The sequence below is a fragment of the Streptomyces sp. P5F9 genome, from assembly GCF_057961495.1.
The window spans coordinates 1-23,766 of record NZ_JBXVPZ010000027.1 but is presented as its reverse complement, the minus strand read 5'-3'; the positions used below and the strand labels follow the sequence as shown (position 1 = coordinate 23,766).

The 23,766-nt window shown below is 71.9% G+C and carries 19 protein-coding genes and 2 pseudogenes; 12 read left to right on the top strand and 9 right to left on the bottom strand.

The window, feature by feature from the left end:
* Positions 1-4 precede the first annotated feature (4 nt).
* The 3 genes and pseudogenes from AC31A1_RS07765 to AC31A1_RS07755 all read right to left on the bottom strand — a co-directional run bounded on the left by AC31A1_RS07765 (position 5) and on the right by AC31A1_RS07755 (position 2,105).
* Positions 5-345, bottom strand: a pseudogene (locus AC31A1_RS07765) (hypothetical protein).
* A 114-nt stretch (positions 346-459) separates the two neighbouring features.
* A complete protein-coding gene (locus tag AC31A1_RS07760) occupies positions 460-1,182 on the bottom strand; it encodes an ABC transporter permease (RefSeq protein WP_489652513.1) in 723 nt (240 codons plus the stop codon).
* A 2-nt stretch (positions 1,183-1,184) separates the two neighbouring features.
* Positions 1,185-2,105 (bottom strand): ABC transporter ATP-binding protein, encoded by a 921-nt coding sequence (locus AC31A1_RS07755; RefSeq protein ID WP_489652512.1) that lies wholly within the window; start codon positions 2,103-2,105, stop codon positions 1,185-1,187.
* A 108-nt stretch (positions 2,106-2,213) separates the two neighbouring features.
* On the opposite strand from AC31A1_RS07755, the gene AC31A1_RS07750 reads away from it, so the two are divergent.
* The 3 genes from AC31A1_RS07750 (at position 2,214) to AC31A1_RS07740 (ending at position 5,299) form a co-directional block, all read left to right on the top strand.
* Positions 2,214-3,368, top strand: a complete 1,155-nt coding sequence (locus tag AC31A1_RS07750) for a sensor histidine kinase (RefSeq protein ID WP_489652511.1) — start codon at positions 2,214-2,216, stop codon at positions 3,366-3,368.
* 14 nt (positions 3,369-3,382) lie between these two features.
* Entirely contained in the window at positions 3,383-4,045 is a 663-nt protein-coding gene (locus tag AC31A1_RS07745; protein WP_489652510.1) for a response regulator transcription factor, read from the top strand.
* Between the two features lie 99 nt (positions 4,046-4,144).
* Positions 4,145-5,299, top strand: a complete 1,155-nt coding sequence (locus AC31A1_RS07740) for an ROK family transcriptional regulator (protein WP_366497229.1) — start codon at positions 4,145-4,147, stop codon at positions 5,297-5,299.
* Positions 5,300-5,592: 293 nt separating this feature from the next.
* On the opposite strand, the gene AC31A1_RS07735 is transcribed toward AC31A1_RS07740, so the two are convergent.
* Positions 5,593-6,354: a GntR family transcriptional regulator gene (locus AC31A1_RS07735; protein WP_489652509.1), complete on the bottom strand. Its 762-nt coding sequence runs from the start codon at positions 6,352-6,354 to the stop codon at positions 5,593-5,595.
* Positions 6,355-6,593: 239 nt separating this feature from the next.
* Positions 6,594-7,478, bottom strand: a complete 885-nt coding sequence (locus AC31A1_RS07730; RefSeq protein WP_489652508.1) for an RNA polymerase sigma-70 factor — start codon at positions 7,476-7,478, stop codon at positions 6,594-6,596.
* A gap of 158 nt (positions 7,479-7,636) precedes the next feature.
* Here AC31A1_RS07730 and AC31A1_RS07725 point away from each other — a divergent pair, with 158 nt between their 5' ends.
* The gene (locus AC31A1_RS07725) at positions 7,637-8,467 is read left to right on the top strand and encodes an alpha/beta fold hydrolase (RefSeq protein ID WP_489652507.1); all 831 of its coding nucleotides are present in this window, start codon (positions 7,637-7,639) and stop codon (positions 8,465-8,467) included.
* Between the two features lie 45 nt (positions 8,468-8,512).
* On the opposite strand, the pseudogene AC31A1_RS07720 reads toward AC31A1_RS07725, so the two are convergent.
* Positions 8,513-9,349, bottom strand: a pseudogene (locus AC31A1_RS07720) (DMT family transporter); the annotation flags it as partial.
* Between the two features lie 47 nt (positions 9,350-9,396).
* On the opposite strand from AC31A1_RS07720, the gene pdxR reads away from it, so the two are divergent.
* The 5 genes from pdxR to AC31A1_RS07695 all read left to right on the top strand — a co-directional run bounded on the left by pdxR (position 9,397) and on the right by AC31A1_RS07695 (position 18,427).
* Positions 9,397-10,845: a MocR-like pyridoxine biosynthesis transcription factor PdxR gene (pdxR, locus tag AC31A1_RS07715; RefSeq protein WP_489652506.1), complete on the top strand. Its 1,449-nt coding sequence runs from the start codon at positions 9,397-9,399 to the stop codon at positions 10,843-10,845.
* Positions 10,846-10,980: 135 nt separating this feature from the next.
* Positions 10,981-12,564 (top strand): alkaline phosphatase D family protein, encoded by a 1,584-nt coding sequence (locus AC31A1_RS07710; RefSeq protein WP_489652505.1) that lies wholly within the window; start codon positions 10,981-10,983, stop codon positions 12,562-12,564.
* Positions 12,565-12,704: 140 nt separating this feature from the next.
* A complete protein-coding gene (locus AC31A1_RS07705; RefSeq protein WP_489652504.1) occupies positions 12,705-14,144 on the top strand; it encodes an SWIM zinc finger domain-containing protein in 1,440 nt (479 codons plus the stop codon).
* The gene (locus tag AC31A1_RS07700) at positions 14,141-16,804 is read left to right on the top strand and encodes a DUF7824 domain-containing protein (RefSeq protein ID WP_489652503.1); all 2,664 of its coding nucleotides are present in this window, start codon (positions 14,141-14,143) and stop codon (positions 16,802-16,804) included. Before AC31A1_RS07705 ends, AC31A1_RS07700 begins: the two co-directional genes overlap by 4 nt.
* Before the next feature lie 144 nt (positions 16,805-16,948).
* Positions 16,949-18,427 (top strand): GNAT family N-acetyltransferase, encoded by a 1,479-nt coding sequence (locus AC31A1_RS07695; RefSeq protein WP_489652502.1) that lies wholly within the window; start codon positions 16,949-16,951, stop codon positions 18,425-18,427.
* On the opposite strand, the gene AC31A1_RS07690 is transcribed toward AC31A1_RS07695, so the two are convergent.
* Positions 18,396-19,667 carry a trans-sulfuration enzyme family protein gene (locus AC31A1_RS07690; protein ID WP_489652501.1) on the bottom strand — a complete coding sequence of 424 codons (1,272 nt, stop codon included), beginning with the start codon at positions 19,665-19,667 and terminating at the stop codon, positions 18,396-18,398. The genes AC31A1_RS07695 and AC31A1_RS07690 overlap by 32 nt on opposite strands.
* A gap of 60 nt (positions 19,668-19,727) precedes the next feature.
* Here AC31A1_RS07690 and AC31A1_RS07685 point away from each other — a divergent pair, with 60 nt between their 5' ends.
* Positions 19,728-20,222 carry an Lrp/AsnC family transcriptional regulator gene (locus AC31A1_RS07685; RefSeq protein ID WP_489652500.1) on the top strand — a complete coding sequence of 165 codons (495 nt, stop codon included), beginning with the start codon at positions 19,728-19,730 and terminating at the stop codon, positions 20,220-20,222.
* A 33-nt stretch (positions 20,223-20,255) separates the two neighbouring features.
* Entirely contained in the window at positions 20,256-21,947 is a 1,692-nt protein-coding gene (locus AC31A1_RS07680; RefSeq protein ID WP_489652499.1) for a DUF885 domain-containing protein, read from the top strand.
* Positions 21,948-22,047: 100 nt separating this feature from the next.
* Here the strand turns inward: AC31A1_RS07680 and AC31A1_RS07675 are convergent, their stop codons facing one another.
* Both AC31A1_RS07675 and AC31A1_RS07670 read right to left on the bottom strand, forming a co-directional pair.
* Positions 22,048-22,566: an immunity 21 family protein gene (locus AC31A1_RS07675; RefSeq protein WP_393753771.1), complete on the bottom strand. Its 519-nt coding sequence runs from the start codon at positions 22,564-22,566 to the stop codon at positions 22,048-22,050.
* Between the two features lie 120 nt (positions 22,567-22,686).
* Positions 22,687-23,166 (bottom strand): rhodanese-like domain-containing protein, encoded by a 480-nt coding sequence (locus AC31A1_RS07670; protein WP_489652498.1) that lies wholly within the window; start codon positions 23,164-23,166, stop codon positions 22,687-22,689.
* Positions 23,167-23,313: 147 nt separating this feature from the next.
* On the opposite strand from AC31A1_RS07670, the gene AC31A1_RS07665 reads away from it, so the two are divergent.
* Positions 23,314-23,766, top strand: a 453-nt coding sequence (locus AC31A1_RS07665; RefSeq protein WP_365610262.1) for an Lrp/AsnC family transcriptional regulator, incomplete at its 3' end; no start/stop codon positions are given.

Genomic DNA, 23,766 nt, shown 5'->3' with positions numbered 1-23,766 from the left:
ACCCTCACGGCGGGTCCATCTCCGTTACGACGGCCAGGAGTTGGAACGGGAGCTCCTTGTCCCCGCTGGGACACGCCGAGGGCGATCCACCGGCCGGTCTCCGGCGACTTCCACAGGGGTACGTCCGACGCGTGCGCGCTGAGCGAGGCCCAGGGCTCCGGTATGTCCTCGCCGCCCTGCGACCGCCCGAAGGCGCTCTCCGTCCTCCCAGAAGTCGCCGCTCGTCCGCAGTTCGGCGATGTGATAGCCCGATCCCCCCGTACCCACGTCCGTCCTGCCGTGCTCCGCGGGGAAGTCCCGGGTGCACAGCAGGTCGATCGTCGCCAGCCGGTGCGTGATGTTCATGCCTTCAGTAAACCGGCCCCCACTGGCAATTGACGGGGCGTCAGTGCCCGCTTGGGGCCAAACGTTCCGGCACGTCAGACGTCAGACGTCAGACCAGACGCCAGACACCAGACGTCAGGCGTCCCGGCGCCGCACGCTCCATGCCCCCGCCGCCAGCGCCGCCGCTGCCCACAGGGCCGTCACCCCGAGTCCGGTCCACGGCCCCATCGCCCCGGCCCAGGTCTCGTGGAGCGCCACCTGGCCGGCCCGGTCGGGCAGGAGGTCCGCGATGTCGCTCGACGCGTCGCCGACCACGAAGGACACGATGAGCAGGAACGGTATGACGATGCTCAGCGTCGCCACCCCGCTGCGCAGCACCGCGGTGAGACCGGCCGCGAGCAGCGCCATCAGCGTGAGATAGACGGCGCAGCCGACCACACCGCGCACCTGCTCCGCCCAGCCGAGCCCGTCGGCCTCGGCGCCCAGCACCGCCTTGCCGACCACCAGCGTCACCACGCCGGTGGCCAGGCCGACGGCGAACACGGGCACGGCGATGGCCGTCGCCTTGGCCGCGAACCAGCGCCCCCGGTGCGGCACCGCGGCCAGCGACAGCCGTAGCGCTCCGCCCTGGAACTCGGAGGACACGGCGGTCGTGCCGAAGGCGATCGCCGCGATCTGGCCGAAGGTCACGCCGAAGAAGACCGCGAACAGCGGGTCGAAGTCGTCGCCTCCGGTGTCGGACGAGGCGAGCGCGGAGAAGAGCACCGTCACCGCGAGGATCACGGCGAGGGCCGCGAGCTGTGAGCGCAGGGTCCGGATCTTGATCCACTCGGAGTGGAACACGGGCGTGAATGCCATGGTCAGGCCTCCTGGTGCGGTGCGGTGAACTCGGTCTCCGTGACGGTCAGATCGAGATAGGCCTGCTCCAGCGTGCCCTCGACGGCGGTCAGTTCGAGGATCGGTACGCCGGCCGCGGACATCAGGGTGCCGATCTCGTCCACGCGTGCGTGCGCCACGGTCCAGTGCCCCTCCTCGTGTTCCACGCCGTCGAGACCGTGCCCGGCGAGCGCGCTCTTGAGGGCGCCGGCGTCCGTCGTACGGATGCGTACGTGGGGTTGCACGCGTGCGTCGATGAAGTCCCGCATCGGGGTGTCGGCCAGGAGGCGGCCGCGGCCGAGGACCACGAGGTGGTCGGCGAAGGACGCGGTCTCGTTCATCAGGTGGCTGGAGACCAGGACTGTGCGGCCCTCCGCCGCCAGTCGGCGCAGCAACTCCCGGATCCAGACGATGCCTTCGGGGTCGAGGCCGTTCGACGGCTCGTCCAGCAGGACCACTTCGGGGTCGCCCAGGAGAGCGCCGGCGATGCCCAGCCGCTGACGCATGCCCAGGGAGTACGTCTTCACCCGGTGCCGCGCGACCGACGCGAGTCCCGTCTCCTCCAGCACCGCGTCGACCCGGGCGGCCGGGATGCGGTTGCTCGCCGCCAGGACGCGCAGATGATCGCGAGCGGTACGGGAACCGTGCGCGGCCTGCGCGTCGAGCAGGGCGCCCACGTGGCGCAACGGCTCGGTGAGCGCGGTGTAGGGGCTGCCGCCGATGGTGGCGGTTCCGGAGGTGGGGCGGTCGAGGCCGAGGACGAGGCGCATGGTGGTGGACTTTCCGGCGCCGTTGGGGCCGAGGAAGCCGGTGACCTTGCCGGGGCGGACGTCGAAGGTGACGTGGTCCACGGCCCGCCGGGTGCCGTACTCCTTGGTGAGGTCTCGTACGTCGATGCTGGTCATGGCCAACAGCCTGGCCGTTCAAGGGGGTTGGGGCCTCCCCCGCCGGTGGAGATCGTCTCCCCCGCCCGGGGGAGGCCGATTGTCAGTGCCGGGTGTCACGATGTCGGAATGGCCCGCTTCCTGCGCCCGCTGCTCCGGGGGACGACGTACACACGTCTGCTGCACCTCTGGGTGCCCATGCTGATCACCAGCGTGTGGATCTTCGTCAGCCCGGAGACCCCGTACGCACCCGCGCTCGCGCTGATCCCGGTCGCACTGATCCCGGCCGTGCGGATCGGTGAGGGAGCGCAGGCGCACCTGCTGCTGACGCCGGGCCGGCAGGACCCGAGCATCTCCATGGCACCGTCGGCGACTTGGCGGGACCGGGGTCGCACCATGCTGTGGCTGGAGGCCCGGATGGTTCTGGGCTGGGTGACCGCGTTCGCCTGCGTCTGGCTGCCGATCATCGCTTTCCAGTTCATCGAGGTCGCACGCGGGCGCGTGCCGGATGACGTGCCGATCCTCAAGGAGGCCGCGCCGAACGGGTGGTACGCCCTGCTCGCACCCCTCCCCCTGATCGCCCTGTACGCCGCCGTCGTCGGCCTCGGCGAGCTGGCCACGCTGCTGGCCCGGAAGCTGCTCGGCCCCTCACGCGCGGAGCGACTCGCCGCCCTGGAGGAGCGCACCGAGCAGTTGCTGGAACGCACGCGTATCGCGCGGGAGTTGCACGACTCCATCGGTCACGCGCTGACGGTGGCGGTGGTGCAGGCAGGTGCGGCGCGGGCGGCGGGTGATCCGGAGTTCACCGAGCGGGCGCTGGGTGCCATCGGGGAGACCGGCCGGGCCGCGCTGGAGGACCTGGAGCGGGTGCTGGGCGTGCTGCGGGAGTCGGAGCGGCCGGTGAGCGGCCGGCCGACGCTGGTGGACGCCGACCGGCTGTTGGAGTCGGCGCGGGCCTCCGGGGCGAAGGTCGACGCGGAGGTGACCGGGCCGTTGGAGACGGTGCCGGGGCCGGTCTCCAGGGAGGGTTACCGGATTCTGCAGGAGGCGCTGACCAATGTGCTGCGGCACGCGGGGTCCGTCCCCGTGCGGGTCCGTATCGGCGTCGCCGACGGCACCCTCGATCTGGAGATCCGCAATCCGCTGACGGCGCCGATACCGGGCCCGGGCCGGGGCAGTGGTCTGCGGGGCATACGCGAGCGTGCCGCGCTGCTCGGAGGCTGGGCGCACACCGGGCCCGACGAGGGCGACTGGCAGGTGCACGCGGTGCTGCCACTAGGCTGATCTAGGCTGGCCGGGTGCCGGTCACCGTTCTCCTGGTCGATGACGAACCCCTCGTACGCGCGGGTCTGCGGGCCGTGCTGGAGGCGCAACCGGACATCGAGGTGGTCGGGGAGGCCGCCGACGGGGCGGCGGTGATCCCGCTGGTGCGGCGGCTGCGGCCGGACGTGGTCGCCATGGACGTACGGATGCCGCTCCTGGACGGCATCGAGGCCACGCGCGCGGTGCTGCGCACGGTCGACGATCCGCCGAAGATCCTGGTCATCACGACCTTCGAGAACGACGAGTACGTGTACGAGGCACTGCGGGCCGGTGCCGACGGGTTCCTGCTGAAGCGGGCGCGCCCGGCCGAGATCGTGCACGCGGTGCGGCTGGTGGCCGAGGGCGACTCGCTGCTGTTCCCGGCCTCCGTACGGCAGTTGGCCGCCGAGTACGGCGACGACGGCGGGAACCGGGCGGCCCGCGCGGTCATGGAGCGGGCCCGACTGACCGAGCGTGAGGCCGAGGTGCTGCGGCTGATGGCGCGGGGTCTGTCGAACGCGGAGATCGCCGCCCGGCTGGTCGTCGGGACCGAGACGGTGAAGTCGCACGTGAGCGCCGTGCTGGCGAAGCTGGGGGCGCGGGACCGTACGCAGGCGGTGATCGCGGCGTACGAGTCGGGCTTCGTGGCGCCGGGGTGAATCAGTGGGGCGAGTGGGTCGGGGGCGCCCGGCTCTCGCCGCCGTCCGCCGCGCCGAGTACGATCCGCCCAACACGCGCACGAGCTGGGAGGACAGACCTTGGCGGGGCTGACCGGCGGGGACCCCTCGCTGCTGCGGAGGATCAACTCCGCGGTGGTGTTGCACGCGTTGCGTGCCACGGACTGCGCCACGCTGACGGAGATCACCCGGGTGACCGGTCTGTCCCGGCCGACCGTCGAGGGCGTCGTCGAGGGCCTGATCGAGGCCGGGCTGGTCGTCGAGAAGGCGGCCGACGAGAGCGTTGTACGGCGGCAGGGGCGGCCCGCGCGGCGGTTCCGGTTCCGGGCCGAGGCCGGGCATCTGCTGGGCCTGGAGATCGGCGCACATCGCGTCGCCGTGCTCCTCGCCGACCTGGACGGCCGGGTGCTCGGCGCGATCGCGAAGGACGTCGACGAGACGGCCTCGGCGGACGAGCGCCTGGAGCGGCTGCGCACCGCGGTCGCCGAGCTGCTGCGCCGGGCCGGGGTCGCACGCGGCTCGCTGCGCGCGGTGGGCGTCGCCACGCCGGGCATCGTCGAGGCGGACGGCACCGTACGACTGGGCACGGCGTTGCCCCAGTGGACGGGGCTGCACCTCGGCGAGCGGCTGAGCCGGTCCTTCAAGTGCCCGGTGCTGGTCGAGAACGACGCCAACGCGGCGGCGGTCGCCGAGCACTGGAAGGGTGCGGCGACCGAGTCCGACGACATGGTGATGGTGCTGGCCGGGTTGAGTCCGGGCGCCGGTTCGCTGATCGGGGGGCGGCTGCATCGGGGGTATCGCGGTGCTGCCGGTGAGATCGGCGCGCTGCATCTGCTGGGGCGGGACGTGACTCCGGAGACGCTGCTGTCCACCACGGACGAGCCGCTGCATCCGTTGGACGAGCAGGCTGTGGCGCAGGTCTTCGCGCTGGCACGGGACGGGGACCAACGGGCGATGGCGGCCGTCGACCGGTTCATCCAGCGCCTTGTGCACGATGTCGCCGCGCTGGTGCTGGCCCTCGATCCGGAGCTGGTCGTCGTGGGCGGGTGGGCTGCCGGGCTGGACGGTGTACTGGAGCCGTTGCGGCGGGAGTTGGCGCGGTATTGCCTGCGGCCGCCGAAGGTCGCGTTGTCGTTGCTCGGGGAGGCGGCCGCGGCAACTGGGGCCTTGCGGTTGGCTCTTGACCATGTCGAGGAGCAACTGTTCGCGGTCGAGGGCACGGTGACGCGGCGCTAGCTTGGCGGCGTCGGTCGTGTGCCGGGTGCGAGTCCGTTGTTCCTGGCGTTGATGGTTGTCTTTCGACTGCGGCGCCGTGGGGGCTGAGCGCGCAGTTCCCCGCGCCCCCTTGGGGCGCTGTCGTGCCGGCGCCGAGAAGGAAACTCGGTGGTCGGCTGCGGTTCCGTTGTGGCTGGGCGCGCCCACGCGGCGTAGCCGCAAATCGGCACAGCCCCGCGCCCTGAAGAACCGGGAAGGGAACGCGGCGCGCCCCGGTGGAGTTCCGGGGCGCTACGCGTGAGTCGTGATCTCGGTCAGGAGGCCTGGCGTTCTGGGCCGTGGTGGATTTCCACGCCTCCGGAGTCGGCGAAGGTCAGGCGGCAGGTGTCCGCGCGGTAGGTCGCGACGGAGACCGCGGCGGTGCGGCCCTCGGCGAAGAAGCGGGTGGTGACGACGAGGACCGGGGCTCCGGGGAGGCGGTCCAGTTCCTTGGCGTCGTCCGCGCGGGCCGAGCCGAGTTCCACGGCGCGGTCCTGGCCCTCCAGTTCGAGGCGCTGCAACTCGCGCAGTACGGCACGCGCGCGTGCCGTCGCTGAGGGAGTGTCTATGGCGGAGAGGTCGGGAACCGACGACTCCGGGATGTAGAGCAGTTCGGCGGCGACCGGCTGGCCGTGGCTCACGCGGGAGCGCCGCACGGTGTGGACCAGTTCCTCGGAACCGGTCTCCAGGACGTCGGCGACGGCCGCCGGCGGAGCCGCCTGCACACAGTCGACGGATTGCCAGGCGTCCTCCCCGGCGCCCGGCCAGGCGTGCTGCTCGGTGCCGACGGCGACACCCACGCGCGGCGGCGCGACGGTCGTACCGACTCCGCGACGGCGCTGCAGCCGGCCTTCCAGTTCGAGTTGTTCCAGAGCCTGCCGGAGCGTGGCCCGGGCGACGCCGAAGCGGGCCGCCAGGTCGCGCTCGTTGGGCAGGATCTCGCCCACGGAGAACTCGGAGTCCAGTGCCTCAGTCAGCACTGTCTTGAGATGCCAGTACTTCGGCTCCGGCACCGATTCCAACTGCGTGGTCCCCACCCTGTCCTCCGCAATCGCCGTGTTCCGGCGGCGTTTTAGCGCCCTTGTTTATTAAAGGTTGTTTCACTTATCTGCGACCATAGGACGGCCCCCACCCTTGGTCAAGACCAATCCTCCATGTCATACGCAATGCACAGAGCGTCTGCCGCAGAGCGTTCACAGGGCGTTCGTACTGGGTGTTCTTCGTGACGTAACAGCAAAGCCCCCGTCGCGAAACGGGGGCTCTGTCGGGGCCGCGGCTAAGCGGAAGCCAGTGATCGAAGCTTGTCGGGGTTGCGGACGATGTAGACGGACCGGATGCGTCCGGCGGATACGTCCACCTGGAAGACGCTGTCGGGCGTGTCACCCGAAAGGATCAGCACCGCGGGTCCGCCGTTCAGCTCCAGGAAGCGGAACGACATCTCCGGGATCCCCTTCCCGGCGACGGCGACCAGGAAGCGGCCCACATTGTCGGCAGTCTCCAGGATCCGCAGCGGCGCCTTGGACTTGCCGCCGCTGTCACCGATCAGACGGACGTCCGGGGCGAGCATCTTCATGAGGCCCGCCAGGTCTCCCTCGGCCGCCGCGGCGAGGAACCGCTCGGTGAGATCGCGGCGTTGGGCCGGGTCGACCTCGTAGCGCGGGCGCCGTTCGTCGACGTGCCTGCGGGCCCGTCCGGCGAGTTGGCGCACGGCCGGCTCGCCGCGGTCCAGCATGGCCGCGATGTCGGCATACGGGTAGCCGAACGCCTCCCTGAGGACGAACACGGCGCGCTCCAGCGGGGAGAGCGTCTCCAGGACGACGAGTACGGCGAAGGAGACGGAGTCGGCGAGCACGGCACGCTCCGCCGTGTCGGGGACGGTGTCCCCGAAGTCGGTGACATACGGCTCCGGCAGCCACGGGCCCACGTAGGCCTCGCCGCGCGCCTTGACCTGGCGGAGTCGGTCGATGGCGAGGCGGGTGGTGACGCGTACCAGGTAGGCGCGCGGTTCGCGGACCTCGGCGCGGTCGGCGGCGGACCAGCGCAGCCAGGCGTCCTGGACCACGTCCTCGGCGTCGGCCACCCGCCCGAGCATGCGGTAGGCGACTCCCATGAGGACGGGGCGGTGCTCTTCGAAGACATCGGTCGAGGTGTCGGTGGTCACCACTCCATCCCATGCGTTGGGCGCGGCCCTGTCCAGCAGAAAACCGCGGGTCTCAAGGTCCCCGGCACCTGGGGCTACCGGTCGGTAGCAGTTGCTGACAAGCTGTCTACACGGCCTGTACGGCGTCTGTCAGCGCGTCCCAGACGAGGAGCACCCCCATGTCCGCCACCGTCTCCCTCCCGGTCCCCACCCCGCGGGGCCCGAAGACCGTGACCGTGTCCTACGCGCGCGTGGGCAGCGGCGAACCGCTGCTCCTGCTGCACGGCATAGGTCACCACCGGCAGGCCTGGGACCCGGTGGTGGACATCCTCGCGACCGAGCGCGATGTGATCGCCGTGGACCTGCCCGGGTTCGGCGCCTCGCCGGCGCTCCCGGAGGGGCTGGCGTACGACCTGCCCACGACGGCCGCCGTGTTCAGGTCCTTCTGCGAGGCGCTGGGGCTCGAACGCCCGCATGTGGCGGGCAACTCGCTCGGCGGCCTGATGGCCCTGGAGCTGGGCCGCGAGAAGGTCGTACGGTCCGTCACCGCCCTCTCCCCCGCCGGGTTCTGGTCCCAGGCAGAGCGGCGCTACGCCTTCGGTGTGCTCCTCACCATGCGGCGGATCGCCCGCAGCATGCCACTCCCGCTGGTCGAGAAGCTGGCCCGCACGACGGCCGGCCGCACCGCGCTCACCAGCACCATCTACGCCCGCCCGGGCCGCCGTTCACCCGAGGCCGTGGTCGCCGAGACGCTCGCGCTGGTCAACGCCCCCGGGTTCGACGACACGCTCCGGACCGGTACGAGCGTCCGGTTCACCGACGACATCCCCGGCATCCCGGTCACGGTGGCCTGGGGTACGCAGGACCGGCTGCTGCTGCGCCGGCAGGGCGTCCGCGCCAAGCAGATGATCCCCCGTTCCCGGCTGGTGCGGCTGCCCGGCTGCGGGCACTGCCCGATGAACGACGACCCGGCCCTGGTCGCGCGCGTCATCCTCGACGGCAGCCGCTGACCGGCGCGGGAACAGCCCCAACGCGCCCGATCCCAGGGCGACTCCGGCGCCGACGAGGGCGCTGCCGACGGCCTGCGCGGCCCCGTAGGAGCCCGTTCCGACGAGCGGCGCGGTAGCGGCGGCGGCGACCGGGATGAGGCCGGAGAAGAGCGTGGCGCGCTCCGCGCCGATCCGCTGCATGCCCATGTACCAGCACACGAAGCCGACGACCGTGACGACCGCCGCCTGCCACAGCAGCGCGGCGGCCTCGGTGCCGTCGGGGCGCCGCAGCCAGGCGGTCCCGTCGAGGACGAGCCCGGCCGTCGCCGCCTCGACCGCGGCGAGCCCGCACACGGTGGCCGACAGCAACCGCGGTCCCAGGGGGCGCACTACGGGAACCGCGAGCACCGCGAAGCCCACCTCGCCCGCAAGTGCGCACCCGGAGAAGGCGATTCCGGCGCCGTCCGTACGGCCCCACCCCTGGACCGTGAACGCGCCGACGGCGACGAGCGACGCCCCGTAGAGCACGATCCGGCGCGGACGGCGGCCCTCCAGGAGGGGGACGAGGACCGCGACGGCTACCGGAGCGCAGCCCACGAAGACGCCCGGGACGGCCGGTTCGGCGCTGCGTTCAGCGGCGATGACGGCCAGGTTGAAGCCGACCATGCCGACGGCCGCGAGCAGTGCGAGACGGGCCCATAGGCGTGGGGTGAGCGCCCGCAGCCGGGCCCTCGCGTCCTTGCCGGTGAACGGGACGAGGAGCAGGCAGGCGAGGCCGTAGCGCAGGAACTGGCCGCCCGCGTACGGGTAGTGGCCCAGGACGCTGTTGGCGGTGAAGGACGCGCCTACGAGGACGCAGGCGAAGGCGGCGAGCGGGGTGCCGCGGGCGGTGGTGGCGTTCATGGCAGCGACGCTAGGGAGAGCGGCGGTCCGGTTTAAGGTCCACTTCCATGACGTCATCGCGGACCAATCCGGAGGGGCCGACCGGTCCGGAGAGTCTGACGGGTTCCGCCGCCTGGGAGTTGCTGCTGCCCGCCGTCTCGGCACCGGCACGCGCGCGTGGCCGCTCCCTTCAGGCGGCGCTGCGTGAGGCGGTGCGTTCGGGGCGGCTGGCGCCGGACACCCGGCTGCCGTCGAGCCGGGACCTGGCGGCCGACCTCGGGGTGTCGCGAGGCCTAGTCACAGAGGCGTACGAGCAGTTGACGGCGGAGGGCTACCTGCGCAGCGGCCGGGGTGCGGGCACCTGGGTGGGCGGTGCCGTACGGGCGGCGCGGCCACGCGCGCGTGACCTCGCGCCGCGCTCCCCCGGCGCCCACGCCGACTTCGTGCCCGGCACGCCGGACCTGTCGCTGTTCCCGCGTGCCGCCTGGGCATCGGCGCACCGTGGTGTGCTCGCGGAGTCGCCGCACGAGATGCTCGGCTATCCCGATCCGCGCGGGCTGCCCCGGTTGCGTACGGCGCTGGCGGAACTCCTGGAGCGCCGCCGGGGTGTGGTCGCCGACCCGGAGCGGCTCGTCGTGGTCTCCGGAGTGGCGCAGGCGACGGCGCTGCTCGGATTCGTGCTCCACGCGCGCGGGACACGCACCGTGGGCGTCGAGGACCCGGGCAGCCCCCAGCACGACGCCCTGTACGCCGCGGCGGGCGTCGGCACCGTACCGCTGCCCCTGGACGAGGAGGGTCTCGCGGTCGGGCCGCTGCGGGCGTCGGGCGTACGGGCCGTAGTGACCACACCCGCCCATCAGTTCCCCACGGGCATCGCCTACTCCGCGCGGCGGCGCGCCCAACTCCTCGACTGGGCGCGGTCGGTGGACGGTCTTGTCTTCGAGGACGACTACGACGGCGACTTCCGCTACGACCGGGCCCCCGTAGGCGCACTCCAAGGACTCGACCCGGAACATGTGGCCTACGCGGGCTCGGTCAGCAAGTCCCTCGCCCCGGGGCTGCGGCTCGGCTGGCTGCTGGTGCCCGGGTCACTGGCCGACGAGGTCGTCGAACGCAAGCGCACCATGGACCTCGGCCACCCGACGCTCGACCAGGCACTGTTCGCCCGCTTCCTTGAACGCGGCGACTACGACCGCCAGTTGCGGCGCTGCCAGCGCGCCTACCGGCAGCGCCGCGACGCCCTGGTCGGCGCCCTGGAGGAGCACTTCCCCGGAGCGCAGGTGACCGGCATCGCGGCGGGACTGCACGTCATCGCCGAACTGCCGGAGAAATACGGCCCTCAGGAGGACTTCCTGGAACGCGTGGCCTCCGCCGGTGTCGCGGTGCGCCCGCTCAGCGCCTACGTCCACGCGCGCGTGGACGACGCGGTCGTACGGCTGGTCCTGGGGTACGCGCATCTGTCGCCCGGGCGGATCCGTGCGGGTGTGGGTCTGATGGCCGGCGCCGTGCGCCCGTAGAGAGCCTCTGGTGTCGCACGCGGGCCCCATGTCACCGCGTTCCGTTGTTCACCCCTGGTTTGCGTGTGCGCTGTGGCGCACCAGTAGTTGTGGCAGTGCACCCTGACCGCATCCCGTCCGTGGAGGCGCAACCTCATGTCACATCGTCCGTTCCCCGGCCGCCGTAGCGTTCTGCGCGGCTCCCTGGCCGCGTCGGCGGCCCTGACCGTGCCCGCCGCCCTCGGCGCCGCCCCGGCCTTCGCCCTGTCCGGGCGTCCCAAGGCGGGCTGGGGCGTGCAGGCGGGAGACGTGACCTCCGACTCCGGTCTGGTGTGGGTGCGTTCGGACCGCCCGGCCCGGATGATCGTGGAGACCTCGGCCACCGAGTCGTTCCGCGATCCGCGCCGGTGGCACGGTCCGCTGCTCGGCGCGGACACGGACTTCACCGGCACCACCCGGCTGCGTGGGCTGCCCTCGGGGCAGCAGATCCACTACCGGGTCCTGCTCGCCGACCCCGATGACCCCCGTCGTACGGGCGAGCCGGTCGACGGCACGTTCCGCACGGTGCCGACCGGGCGGCGCGGCGTGCGCTTCCTGTGGTCCGGTGACCTCGCGGGGCAGGGCTGGGGCATCAACCCCGACCTCGGCGGCTACCGGATCTACGACGCGATGGCCAAGCTGGATCCGGACTTCTTCGTGTGCAGCGGCGACAACATCTATGCCGACGGTCCGATCACGGCGACCCAGGCGCTGCCCGACGGCAGCCTCTACCGGAACGTCACCACGGAGGAGAAGTCCAAGGTCGCCGAGACCCTGGCCGAGTTCCGCGGCAACTTCCGCTACAACCTGCTCGACGAGAACCTCAAGCGGTTCAACGCCCAGGTCCCGTCGATCATCCAGTGGGACGACCACGAGGTCCGCAACAACTGGTACCCGGGCGAGGTGATCGCCGCCACCGACACCCGCTACACGGAGAAGAGCGTCGACGCCCTGGCGGTGCGTGCCCGCCGCGCGTTCAGCGAGTACTTCCCGGTCTCGACGCTGCGGCCGGGCGCCGAGGAGGGCCGGGTTCAGCGCGTGATGCGGCACGGTCCGCTGCTCGACGTGTTCGTCCTGGACATGCGGACCTACCGCAACGCCAACTCGCCCGACAAACAGACCGTGGACCCGCAGGGCATCCTCGGCCGGGAGCAACTGGAGTGGCTCAAGCGGGAGTTGTCGCGCTCGCGTGCCGTGTGGAAGGTGATCGCCGCCGACATGCCGCTCGGCCTGGTCGTGCCCGACGCGACCGAGGGCAAGCCGAACATCGAGGCGGTCGCGCAGGGCGACCCGGGCGCGCCGCTCGGACGTGAGCTTCAGATCGCTGAGCTGCTGCGGTACATCAAGCACCGGCGGATCACCGGCACCGTGTGGCTGACGGCCGACGTGCACCACACCTCCGCCCAGCACTACCAGCCCTCGCGGGCCGCGTTCACCGACTTCGAGCCGTTCTGGGAGTTCGTCTCCGGTCCGCTCAACGCGGGCGCCTTCCCGGCCAGCGCCCTCGACAACACCTTCGGTCCTGAGCGGGTGTTCGTGAAGGCGCCGACCGCGCAGAACGTGTCGCCGGCCGAGGGCTACCAGTTCTTCGGCGAGGTCGACATCGACGGCCACAGCGGGGAGTTGACGGTGCGTCTGCGCGAGCAGGACGGCACCGTGCTGTTCACCAAGACCCTTCAGCCGGGACGGGTCGGCCAGTAACTCCACTACCCTCGTACCTGAGCCGCGCACCGGCGTCATCCCCCGGTGCGCGGCGCGAGCCGACGCCTGCCAACTCCCCGTCGGAATAGACGTTTTCGCAGGTCAGAGTGATTGTCAGTGGTCGCCTCTACGGTTTTCCCATGACGCGATCTTTGCAGGCCGTGACCTATCCCCGACCCTCCGTGCTGGAGTCGTCGGCGGACGGACGGCGCCTCGGGCTGGAGACCTCACGAGGTGCGACTCCTTCGGGTGTCACCGACCATCCGCGCTTCTTCGCGGGCTTCCTGACCTCGCCTCAGGTGGCCTCGGCAGCGCTGCTGGCGGTGGCGGACGTGGCTGCCACGCGCTACTACCAGCGCCAACTGGCCGCCTCCCTCGACCCGGTGGTGACGGCGGGCGGCGACCGGCTGCGCTTCGAGTCCTTCTCCGGCTGCGGCGGGGTGTACGCGCGGCTGGACGTCCTCGCCCCCGGACTCGACGGCGACGAGGTGGGACACGGCACGACGAACGTCGACGTCAACAACCCGCTGCGCGAAGCCCTGTCCCGGATCGGCACGGACGATCCGCTCCATCTCCGGGTCGGCCCCGAGGAGTTGGCCGTGACCACGCTCGACGGCCCGGTCGTGGAGAAGAAGGTACCGCTCCCGGACCGCTGGCTGCGCGGCTTCGCGGAGGCCCAGGTCATAGCGGCCGGCTTCGACCTGCGGGCCGAGCTGCCCGCGGCGGAGGCGGTCCGGTTCCTGCGCTCGCTCCCGAAGAGCGGCGCGCGCGGCACCACGAGCGGCCCGCGCTGGGTCGTGCCCTCGGGACGCGGCCTCCGCCCCACCACCCGCCCCGTACCGGGCGCGGTCTGCCTCCCGGGCCCGGAGCGCCTGATCGCACTCCAGCGGGTCCTGCGCCACGCGACGGCCCTGCGGATCTACGGCCCCTCCGTCGTCGGCGCCTCGGCGACGGCCGGTGCGTGGGAGGCCGTCCTGCCGGGCATGCGGCTCACCCTCACCCTGTCGCCGGACGCGTCACGCGGATTCTCCGGCGAGGGCGGGGTCCTGGACGCGCTGGCCGCCGACGAGGCGGGCGAGGACGCGGAGTTGATCTCCGTGCTGCTGGCCTGGGAGCCCCGCATCGACGTCGCCGACATGGCCGCCTCCTCGGGACTCACCCCCGAGCGGGTCCGCGCCGCGCTGACCCGGCTGGGCACCTCGGGGCGCGTCGGCTACGACACGGCGGAGGCGGCCTACTTCCACCGTGAACTGCCGTACGACGCGCAGCCCGTGGAGCGTCACAATCCCCGGCTGCGTTCGGCCCGCGCACTGGTGGTCGCGGGGGCGGTGACCTTGGAGGGCGCGCTCGGGACGGTGACCGCCGAGGACGGTCATGTGCACCGGGTGCGGGACGAGGCGGGGGTGCTGAGTTGCAGCTGTGTGTGGTGGGCGAAGTACCGGGGCGGGCGTGGGCCGTGCAAGCACGCGCTGGCGGTGCGGATGGTGCGGCGGGGCGCCGCGACGGAGCGGGACACGGTCCGGGATACGGACCGGAACGCGGATCAGAACATGGTGCGGGTCGACGGGGGTGTGCGATGAGTTCGCTGATGGAAGCGGTGCGGGCGGGCCGGACGGCCGAGGCGGTGGCGCTGCTCGACGGGTTGACGGACGCCGAACGGCGGGCGTTTCTCCCGGAGTTGAAGGAACTCCGCAAGGAGCTGCGCAAGGCGCCCTGGGAGGAGCCGGCCCGCCGTGCCTATCCGGCTCTGCACGCTGCCGGAGCCGCCTGCGAGACCGGGGCGGCGGCCGCGGCGACCTGGATCGCCGCCACCGACATGCGCTGGTCGCAGTCGTCGCCGGCGCTGCTGATCCACATCCTGGGCGACCGCGACACCGCCTGGCTCGCCGACGTGACGCACCGCCTCGCCGGACGCCCGGCCTCCGCCGACGTGCCGTACGAGCTGATGGCCGGTCTGGTACGGCTCTCCGGCTGTCCGGTGCCGACGACGGACGCCTATGTGCGGGGCTGGGTGGAGCACATCGGCAACTTGCGGCAGCTCGGGAACACCCTGCTCGACCGGCTGCGCAAGGATCCGCATCTCGCGGAGCTGGTGGACGCGGTCTTCGAGACGGAGGACATCGGCAGCCCGCTGGAATGGACCTCGGCCGAGGGACCGAACAGCTGGGGCGACGCGCTCGCCCAGCTCACCACCGAAGGCGTCCTGGACCGGAAGCGCACGGTGGACGCGTGTGCGGCCCGGCTGCTGCGAGGCGGTACGACCCTCGACAACCGGGTGTTCCTGCGCGTGTTGAAGGCCCTCGCCCTGACCCGCGACGAGGAGCGGGAGCGGATCGCCGACTGGCTGGCGCTGACGTCGGACGCGGTACCCACAGTGGCTTCGCATGCCCAGTCGGTGCTCGGTTCCCTGGCGCTGGACGGGGAGTTGGCGCCGCGCCGGCTGGCGGAGATGTCGAACGCCGTGCTGTTCCGGTCCGAGAAGAAGCTCGTCCGGGCCCAACTCGTGCTGCTGGGGAAGGTGTTGGCGCGGGACGCGTCGACCACCGACGAAGTGCTGCCCGCACTGGCGCAGGCCTTCGGGCACGAGGACGCGGACGTACAGGAGCGGGCACTGAAGCTGGTCGAGCGGCACCTCAAAAAGGTCGCCTCCCTCGAAGTACGGGCCGATCTCGCCACATCCGCCGACCAGTTGACCCCCGTCCTGCGCGCACGCGCGGTCGAGACGCTGGGCGCTGCGCCGGTGACGGCGTCGTCGATGGTGTATGAGGAGATGCTCCCGCCCGCCCCGGAGCCGGCGCGCCTCGCACCGGCACCCGAATCCGCGGTCGAACTCGCCGAGGAACTGGGGGCGTTGCTGGCGACCGAGGGGGACGTGGCGGCGTTCGAGCGCGCACTGGACGGGCTCGTCCGCCATGCGTACCAGGACCGGGACGCCCTGCTGGAGGCGTTGGGGCCGGTGGTCGCGCGCCGCTGGTGGGCCGGTGACGGCCCCGGGCACGTCCAGCGTCCGGACGACCACTTCAGCAGGTCGCACCACAGCTTCGGCAGCGGGTCGTACGGGTTCGACCTCCTGCTGGCCACCCTCCTGGACAAGGTGCGCACCGTCACACTGCACGAGGGGATGCGGCGCGGTCATCGGGGCCGGGAGTGCGGGCACAGCGCGCTGTCCGGGGCCTTCGACGCCCGGGTGTGGGAGGTGGCGTACCGGCTCCGCGCGGAGCCGCTGCCGTTCCTGCTGTCGACGCCGAGTTGGAGCACGGGGCTGCTGGAGCCGGACGAGCTGGTGGACCGGCTGGACGCATACCGGCGCCTGGGCGCGCGGGTCTCGGATGCGGACTTCGCGCAGGCGCTGCTGCGGGTGCGCCGCGAGGACCGGGCGGCGGCATCCGCAGCCGCCGAGCGGGCGGAGTCCCTCGGCACGGCGGAGGGCACCCGGCTCGCGCACTGGTTGATGTCCGATGGCCCCGCCCTGCCGCTGAGCAGGCGGCGGACGTCCGGGGCGCGCGTCGTGGTGGAGTTGGGTGAACTCCTCGATCTTCAGGAGGACTTCCCGGCGGAGTTCCGCGCACTGGGCAAGCCGGTGACCGCCTACGGCGACCGTTGGTACTGCTACCACTGGAACCAGGACATGCAGCGGCACTGGCTCGCGATACTCCCCGAGCGTCGTGAACTGGTGGCGGCTCGGCTGGTGCGGGACGTGTCCGCCGCCGCGCTGGACGACACCCGGGGCGCAGCCGCCGTACTCCCGCTGCTGGCCGAGTCCGAGGGGGTTGCGGGTCAGGCCACGCACCTGTGTCTGGCGTACGGGCTCGGTGCGCGGCATCCCCAGGATCGGCTCGCCGCCGTAGACGCGCTGCTGGTGCTCGCGGCGCGGGGGCAGTTGGACGGGGCCCGGCTGGGAGCGGATCTCGGGGAGCTGGTGCGGAGCGGGGCCGTGAAGCCGTCGCGGCTCGCCGAGTCGGTGCGGACAGGGGCGGCGACCGGGGCGAACGCGACCATCTGGGGGATCCTCCGGCACGCCCTGGCCGCGCTGCTCGCCGACCTCGACGGTGATGCCAAGCCCGCCCACACGCGGGGGCTCGGGGACCTCCTGGCCGTGGCCGCCGAGTGCGCGGAGCGGTCGGGGGCGCGGGGTGAACTGCCGCATCTGGCGCAGACGGCGGCCCGGGGCGGCTCGTCCCGGCTGGTCACGCAGGCACGTCGGCTGCGCAGTGCGCTGGTGGAGGAGGTGGCCGCATGATGTAGGGCGACAGGGCTGACCTCCGGTGCTCCGCACTCGCCAAAAGAACGGCAAAAGGTACAGAACCACGCTTTTACCGGTAGGTCACAGAGCGTTCGTGATCACGCAACACCCTTCCTTCACAGTGGATGCATGAGTCGAGACATGTTTGACGTGACGCGCGCGAAGCACGGGCGTCCGGTGCACCACTGGCGGCGGGACCTGGTGGAGCTGGCCGCGCTGTTCACGGCGGTCGCGGTGGCGGACGTCGTGGCGGATCTGGTGGGGCACGGGCCCGACGGTCCGGTGCTGCTGGCGATCTCCGCGCTGGCCCTGATCGCCACGGCGGGGTTCCACACGTGGTGGTCACGCCGCCACGGTCATGCGCCGCCGACGGGCTATACCGGCGCCCGGCCGACTGCGGAACTGCGGCAGGCCGGGCCGACCGAGCGGACCGGACTCACCGGGGCAGAGCCCGAGTCCGCGTCCACCTCTGCGTCCGAGTCCGCACAGTCCTCCGCGCCGGCCGACCCTGTCGCCGAGGCGGCCGCGCTGTGGCGGATGCGGACGACGGTGAAGGACGCGCCGGGGTCGCTGGCGGTGCTGTGCACGGCGCTGGCCGGCCAGCGGGTCGACATCCTGAGCCTGCAGACGCATCCGCTGGCCGAGGGCACGGTGGACGAGTTCCTGCTGCGGGCTCCGGCCGAGGTCGCGGCGTCCGAGATCACCCGGGCGGTGTCGTCGGCCGGCGGTTCGGGCACCTGGATCGAGCGCGCCGACGCCCACGACCTGGTGGACGCGCCGACCCGCGTCCTGGGCCTGGCTACGCGCACGGCCCTGGACGCTGCGGAACTGCCGCTGGCGCTAAGGCAGTTGCTGGGCCGGTGCACCATCCGTTCGCTGCCCGCCAACGTTGTCGCCGGCAAGGGGCGCGAGCCGGAATCGGTGCCGGTAGAAGGGGCGTTGGAGGACACGGTCATGCGGCTGCGGGCGCCGGAAGGCGGAGTGATCACAGTGGAGCGGCCGTATCTGCCGTTCACGCCCACCGAGTTCGCCCGGGCGCGGGCACTGGTCGAGCTGGACGCCCGGCTCGGTCCGCGCATTCCGCGCAGCCAGGACGTACTGACGCTGCCCGAGGGCAACGCGATCACCGTGCGGCGCGCGGACACCGGCGATCTGGACGCGGCACGGGAGATGCACGAGCGGTGCTCGGCGCGGACGCTCGGTATGCGGTACCACGGGCCGGTCGGTGACGCCGACCGCTATCTCGACCACCTGCTCTCTCCGCGCTTCGGGCGGACGCTCGCCGTGCAGACGGCGTCGGGGCGGATCGTCGGGCTCGGGCACCTGTTGTGGGACGGGGACGAGACGGAGGTCGCGCTGCTGGTCGAGGACGACTGGCAGCGGCGGGGTATCGGGAGTGAGTTGCTGGGGCGGCTGGTGGGGATGGCTGTCGAGGCGGGGTGCGAGAGCGTGTACGCGGTGACGCAGGCGTCCAACACGGGGATGGTCGCGGCGATGCGGGGGCTTGAGCTGCCGCTCGACTATCAGATCGAGGAGGGGACGTTGGTGGTCACCGCCCGGCTGAGTGCGGCCGTGGAGGTTGCAGAGGTCAAGGGGTTCGGGAGGGCCGAAGCGCCGTAGCGGTTGCGGATCGGTTGGCGGGCGCGGGCGCGTTGTGGCTGGTCGCGCCCCGCGGCGGAGCCGCATATGAACACAGCCCCGCGCCCCTCGGGACGGGCGCAAGCGCCCTGTCCAGATCCGACCACAGGTCCTCGATGTCTTCCAGGCCCACCGACAGCCTCAGCAGTCGGTCGCCCACCCCGGCACCCTTGCGGTCTTTCTCACCCACCACCCGGTGGCTGATCGACGCCGGATGCTGGATCAGGGTGTCCACGCTGCCGAGGCTTACGGCCGGGGTGATGAGGCGGACGGCGCCGATGACCTCGTGGGGGTCGCCGTGGACCTCGAAGGCGATCATCGCGCCGCCGATGCGCGGGTAGTGGACGCGGGCCACGCGCGGGTCGGCGGTGAGGCGGCGGGCGAGTTCGGCGGCGGTTGCGGACGCGGCCCGTACCCGGATCGGGAGGGTCGCGAGGCCGCGCAGCAGCAGATAGCCGGCCAACGGGTGCAGTACGCCGCCCGTCGCGAAGCGGATCTGGCGCAGCGTCCCGGCGAACTCCTCGTCGCAGGCCACCACGCCCGCCATCACATCGCCGTGTCCGCCGAGGTACTTGGTGGCGCTGTGCAGGACGATGCGCGCGCCGTGTTCGGCGGGGCGTTGCAGGACCGGGGTGGCGAAGGTGTTGTCCACGAGGAGCGGGACCGAGCCGCAGGAGTGGGCGACGGCGCGCAGGTCGAGTTCGGCCAGGGTCGGGTTGGCCGGGGACTCGACGACGACCAGGCCGGTGTCCGGGCGCAGCGCGTCGGCGATGCCGGCCGGGTCGGTCCAGGTGACCTCGGAGCCCAGCAGCCCGGCGGTGAGCAGGTGGTCACTGCAGCCGTAGAGGGGTCGTACCGCCACCACGTGCCGCAGCCCCGACGCGGCCCGCGCCAGGAGGACGGCGGTCAGGGCCGCCATGCCGCTGGCGAACGCCACCGCGCTCCCGGTGCCTTCGAGGCGGGCGAGGGCGGTCTCGAAACGGGCGACGGTCGGGTTGCCGACGCGGCCGTAGACGGGCGGGCCGTCCGGTTCGGCGCCGGTGGCGGCGAAGGCGTCGACGCGGGCGGCCTCGCCGCGGCTGTCGTACGACGGGTAGGTGGTCGACAGGTCGATGGGCGCGGCGTGCAGGCCCTGCCGGGCGAGGTCGTCGCGGCCGGCGTGCACGGCTTCGGTGGCCAGTGCGCGCGGGGCCGGGGCGTGGTGCGGGCTCGTGGTGTCCATGGAGGGAAGGGTGAACATCTACCGGCCATCAAGCGGAGAACACCGTGTTACGTTCGGCCCATGACCCAATCTGTCGTACTGGATCCGGTGGATCTCCATCTGCTGCGGCTGCTGCAGAACGACGCCCGGGCGACGTATCGCGAGCTCGCGGCGCAGGTGGGGGTCGCGCCGTCGACGTGTCTGGACCGGGTGGCGCGGCTGCGCCGGGCCGGGGTGATCCTCGGGCATCAACTGCGGCTCGATCCGGCCAAGTTGGGGCGTGGTCTTGAGGCGTTGCTGTCGGTGCAGGTGCGGCCGCATCGGCGGGAGCTGGTGGGGCCGTTCGTGGAGCGGATCCGGGCCTTGCCGGAGTCGCGGACCGTGTTCCATCTGACCGGCCCCGACGACTATGTCGTCCATGTGGCCGTGGCGGACATGGCGGACCTCCAGCGGCTGGTGTTGGACGAGTTCACGTCACAGCGCGAGGTGGCCCGGGTGGAGACCCGGTTGATCTTCCAGCAGTGGGACTGCGGGCCTTTGCTGCCGCTCGCCACGCCCACAGCTGAATCGGGGTGACGGGTCCAACTCCCGCGTATGAGGATGGTCCCCATGTCGCAGACCAACACTCCGCTGCCCCGGCAGGTCGCCGATGCCTACGTCGACGACCTCATCACCCTCGACCCGGTCACCGGTACGTATCTCGGTGTGAAGGAGAGTTCGAGCAGGCTGCCCGATCTCTCCCCCGCAGGTCGGGAACGACTCGCGGAGCTTCAGCGCGCGACCCTCGCGAAGCTCGACGAGGCAGAGCGCCGACCCGACGCGGACAGTGACAGCGAGCGCCGTTGCGCGCGCCTGCTGCGCGAGCGGCTCAACGCCGAACTCGCCGTGCACGAGGCCGAGGAGAGCCTGCGCGCGGTCGGCAACATGGCCACGCCCGCACACTCGGTGCGCGAGGTGTTCACGGTGACGCCGGACCAGACCGACGAGGACTGGGTGGCGATCACCGAGCGGCTGCGCGCGGTGCCGACCGCCCTGGTGGGTTACCGCGAGTCCCTCCAACTGGGCCTGGACCGCAAGCTGTTCGCGGGTCCGCGCCCGACCGGCACCTTCATCGGCCAGCTCACCGAGTGGTCGGACACGGACGGCCAGGGGCTCGGCTGGTTCGAGGACTTCGCCTCGGCGGGGCCCGACTCCCTGCGCGCCGAGCTGGACGAGGCCGCGCGTGCGGCGACCGCGGCCGTGGTGGAGCTGCGGGACTGGATGCGCGACGTGTACGCGCCGGCGGTCGAAGGCGCGCCGAACACAGTGGGCCGGGAGCGGTACGCACGTCTTGCGCGCTACTTCAACGGTACGGACCTCGATCTCGACGAGGCGTACGCGTACGGCTGGTCCGAGTACCACCGGCTGCTCGCCGAGATGAGGCAGGAGGCCGAGAAGATCCTGCCCGGCGCGGAGACGCCGTGGGTGGCGCTCGCGCACCTCGACGAGCACGGCCGGCACATCGAGGGCGTCGACGAGGTCCGCGTCTGGCTGCAGGGCCTGATGGACAAGGCGATCGAGGCACTGGACGGCACGCACTTCGAACTCGCCGAGCGGGTACGGAAGGTGGAGTCGTGCATCGCGCCTCCGGGCAGCGCGGCGGCGCCGTACTACACACCGCCGTCGGAGGACTTCTCGCGTCCGGGCCGGACCTGGTTGCCGACGATGGGCCAGACCCGCTTCCCGGTCTACGACCTCGTCTCGACCTGGTATCACGAGGGCGTCCCCGGTCATCACCTCCAGCTCGCGCAGTGGGCGCACGTCGCCGGGAACCTCTCCCGCTACCAGGCCACCGTCGGCGAGGTCAGCGCCAACGCCGAGGGCTGGGCGCTGTACGCGGAGCAACTGATGGACGAGCTGGGCTACTTGGAGGACGCGGAGCAGCGGCTCGGCTACCTCGACGCGCAGATGATGCGGGCCACCCGGGTCATCGTCGACATCGGCATGCATCTGGAGATGGAGATCCCGGCGGACTCGCCGTTCCACCCCGGTGAGCGGTGGACGCCTGAGCTGGCCCAGGAGTTCTTCGGCGCGCACAGCAGCCGCCCGGCGGACTTCGTGGAGAGCGAACTGACCCGCTACCTCACGATCCCCGGCCAAGCCATCGGCTACAAACTCGGCCAGCGGGCCTGGCTGTTGGGCCGCGAGAACGCCCGCGAGCGGCACGGCGACGCCTTCGACCTGAAGGCCTGGCACATGGCCGCGCTGTCCCAGGGTTCGCTGGGCCTGGACGACCTGGTGGACGAGCTGTCACAGCTCTGACGCGGGGTGCGGTGACGCACATGCGACATGTCGGCGGCCGGGTTCGGGAGTTCGGGGCCCGGCCGCCCCCTGTCTCAACACCCGTGCCGCCCCCCACCCGTCAGCCGGAAAGCCTCCGCAGCTGAACAAGCCCCAGCCACGTCTCCGGTCCCGGCTGCGCCTGCCCCGCCCGCACGGCGTAACGCCCTGGCTCCAGGTCGACCTTCAGATGTTCCGTGCCCTCCGACTCCCGCCCCGGCCACGCCGAGTCGAACAGGACGACAGGGCCGGGTACGTCCCAGTGCACCTCGTTCTCCCAGGTCGCGCCGGCGAGCGCGGCGGGGATGACGGAGAGGACCTCGTCCTCGGAGTTCGCGGCGCACCACCGTACGAACGTGCCGTGTTCCGGGAGGAAGGAGGTCGACGCGGGGTCGTCCCCGAGGACCAGTGCCGCGCTGTCCCCCACGGGCAGCAGGCCGGCGTATCCACCGACCTCGCAGGCCCGGTCGTAGTCCGAGGCCAGTTCGTCGCCGTCGGCTCCCGTCCAGAACGGCAACACCGTCGTCGGCACCGCTATGAGCGGTCCGCCGCCCGACTCCACCCACTGCACCGCCGTTCCCGGCTCCGCGTATCGCGCCATGGGCAGAACCTACACGCACAGCGATCCCACATGTTGAGGGTTCAAGAGACCCGGCGCGTCGACGGACGATGTACGAACTCGCCCTCCTGGGCGCCGAGTTGAAGAAACACCAGCCAGGAATCAGCAACCGCAGTCACCCGCTCCCACCGGCGCCGTCAACGAATCGACCGCACGCCTTTCACTCCCCTCCCACGTCTCGAACTCGAAGCCTTCACGCACCCAGTACTCGAAGCCACCGAGCATCTCCTTGACCTGGTACCCGAGTTCGGCGAGTGCGAGGGCGGCCCGGGTGGCGCCGTTGCAGCCCGGACCCCAGCAATACGTCACGACCGGCACGGACTTGTCGAGGAGTTCTTCCGCCTGCGCCGGGATGAGCGCCGTGGGGAGGTGGACCGCTCCAGGGACGTGACCCTGATCCCACGACTCGGTGGAGCGTGAGTCGAGGACGACGAAACCGGGATCGCCGCCGGCCGCGAGCGCGGCGGCCACGTCGGAGACGTCGGCGTGGAAGGCGAGGCTCGCGCGGAAGTGGGCGGCCGCCGCGGAGGGAGCGGCGGGGGCTACCCGCAGAACAGGGTTGACGACGGTACTGCTGCTCATGATCCGGCCTTTCACCGAGGTGCGTCTACGTCTCTACATCTCCAGATCTCTACGTCGAGAAATCTACGGTCGCCGACCGGTCCACTGAAGGGACGATCCCCGCCGTACCCCTTGATCGGCCGGGGATTCCCCTGCTATTTCTCGGGTATGACCGCGCATTCCACTTACACCCCTGACGCCACCGACTGGCGCATCCTCGACGTCCTCCAGCGGGAGGGGCGCGCCAGCTTCGCCGAGCTGGCCCGGGCCGTCTCCATGTCCGCGAGCGCGGTGACCGAGCGGGTGCGGCGGCTGGAGGAGGCGGGGGTGATCCAGGGATACGCGGCGGTCGTGGATCCGGAGCGCCTCGGCCTGCCGATCCTGGCGTTCGTGCGGCTGCGCTATCCGAACGGCAACTACAAGCCCTTCCACGACCTGGTCGCGGTGACGCCGGAGATCCTGGAGGCGCATCACATCACGGGCGACGACTGCTTCATGATCAAGGTCGCGGCCCGTTCGATGCGCCACCTGGAGGAGGTGTCGGGGAAGATCGGCGCGCTGGGCTCGGTCACCACCAGCGTCGTCTACTCCTCACCGCTCCCCCGCCGCCCCCTGGGCCAC

Coding starts and splice junctions, on each gene's coding strand:
- AC31A1_RS07710 (WP_489652505.1), top strand. CDS start 10,981: ATGTCACATCGTCCGTTCCCCGGCCGCCGTAGCGTTCTGCGCGGCTCC.
- AC31A1_RS07750 (WP_489652511.1), top strand. CDS start 2,214: ATGGCCCGCTTCCTGCGCCCGCTGCTCCGGGGGACGACGTACACACGT.
- pdxR (WP_489652506.1), top strand. CDS start 9,397: ATGACGTCATCGCGGACCAATCCGGAGGGGCCGACCGGTCCGGAGAGT.
- AC31A1_RS07700 (WP_489652503.1), top strand. CDS start 14,141: ATGAGTTCGCTGATGGAAGCGGTGCGGGCGGGCCGGACGGCCGAGGCG.
- AC31A1_RS07760 (WP_489652513.1), bottom strand. CDS start 1,182: ATGGCATTCACGCCCGTGTTCCACTCCGAGTGGATCAAGATCCGGACC.
- AC31A1_RS07755 (WP_489652512.1), bottom strand. CDS start 2,105: ATGACCAGCATCGACGTACGAGACCTCACCAAGGAGTACGGCACCCGG.
- AC31A1_RS07685 (WP_489652500.1), top strand. CDS start 19,728: ATGACCCAATCTGTCGTACTGGATCCGGTGGATCTCCATCTGCTGCGG.
- AC31A1_RS07690 (WP_489652501.1), bottom strand. CDS start 19,667: ATGGACACCACGAGCCCGCACCACGCCCCGGCCCCGCGCGCACTGGCC.
- AC31A1_RS07695 (WP_489652502.1), top strand. CDS start 16,949: ATGTTTGACGTGACGCGCGCGAAGCACGGGCGTCCGGTGCACCACTGG.
- AC31A1_RS07675 (WP_393753771.1), bottom strand. CDS start 22,566: ATGGCGCGATACGCGGAGCCGGGAACGGCGGTGCAGTGGGTGGAGTCG.
- AC31A1_RS07705 (WP_489652504.1), top strand. CDS start 12,705: ATGACGCGATCTTTGCAGGCCGTGACCTATCCCCGACCCTCCGTGCTG.
- AC31A1_RS07670 (WP_489652498.1), bottom strand. CDS start 23,166: ATGAGCAGCAGTACCGTCGTCAACCCTGTTCTGCGGGTAGCCCCCGCC.
- AC31A1_RS07680 (WP_489652499.1), top strand. CDS start 20,256: ATGTCGCAGACCAACACTCCGCTGCCCCGGCAGGTCGCCGATGCCTAC.
- AC31A1_RS07725 (WP_489652507.1), top strand. CDS start 7,637: ATGTCCGCCACCGTCTCCCTCCCGGTCCCCACCCCGCGGGGCCCGAAG.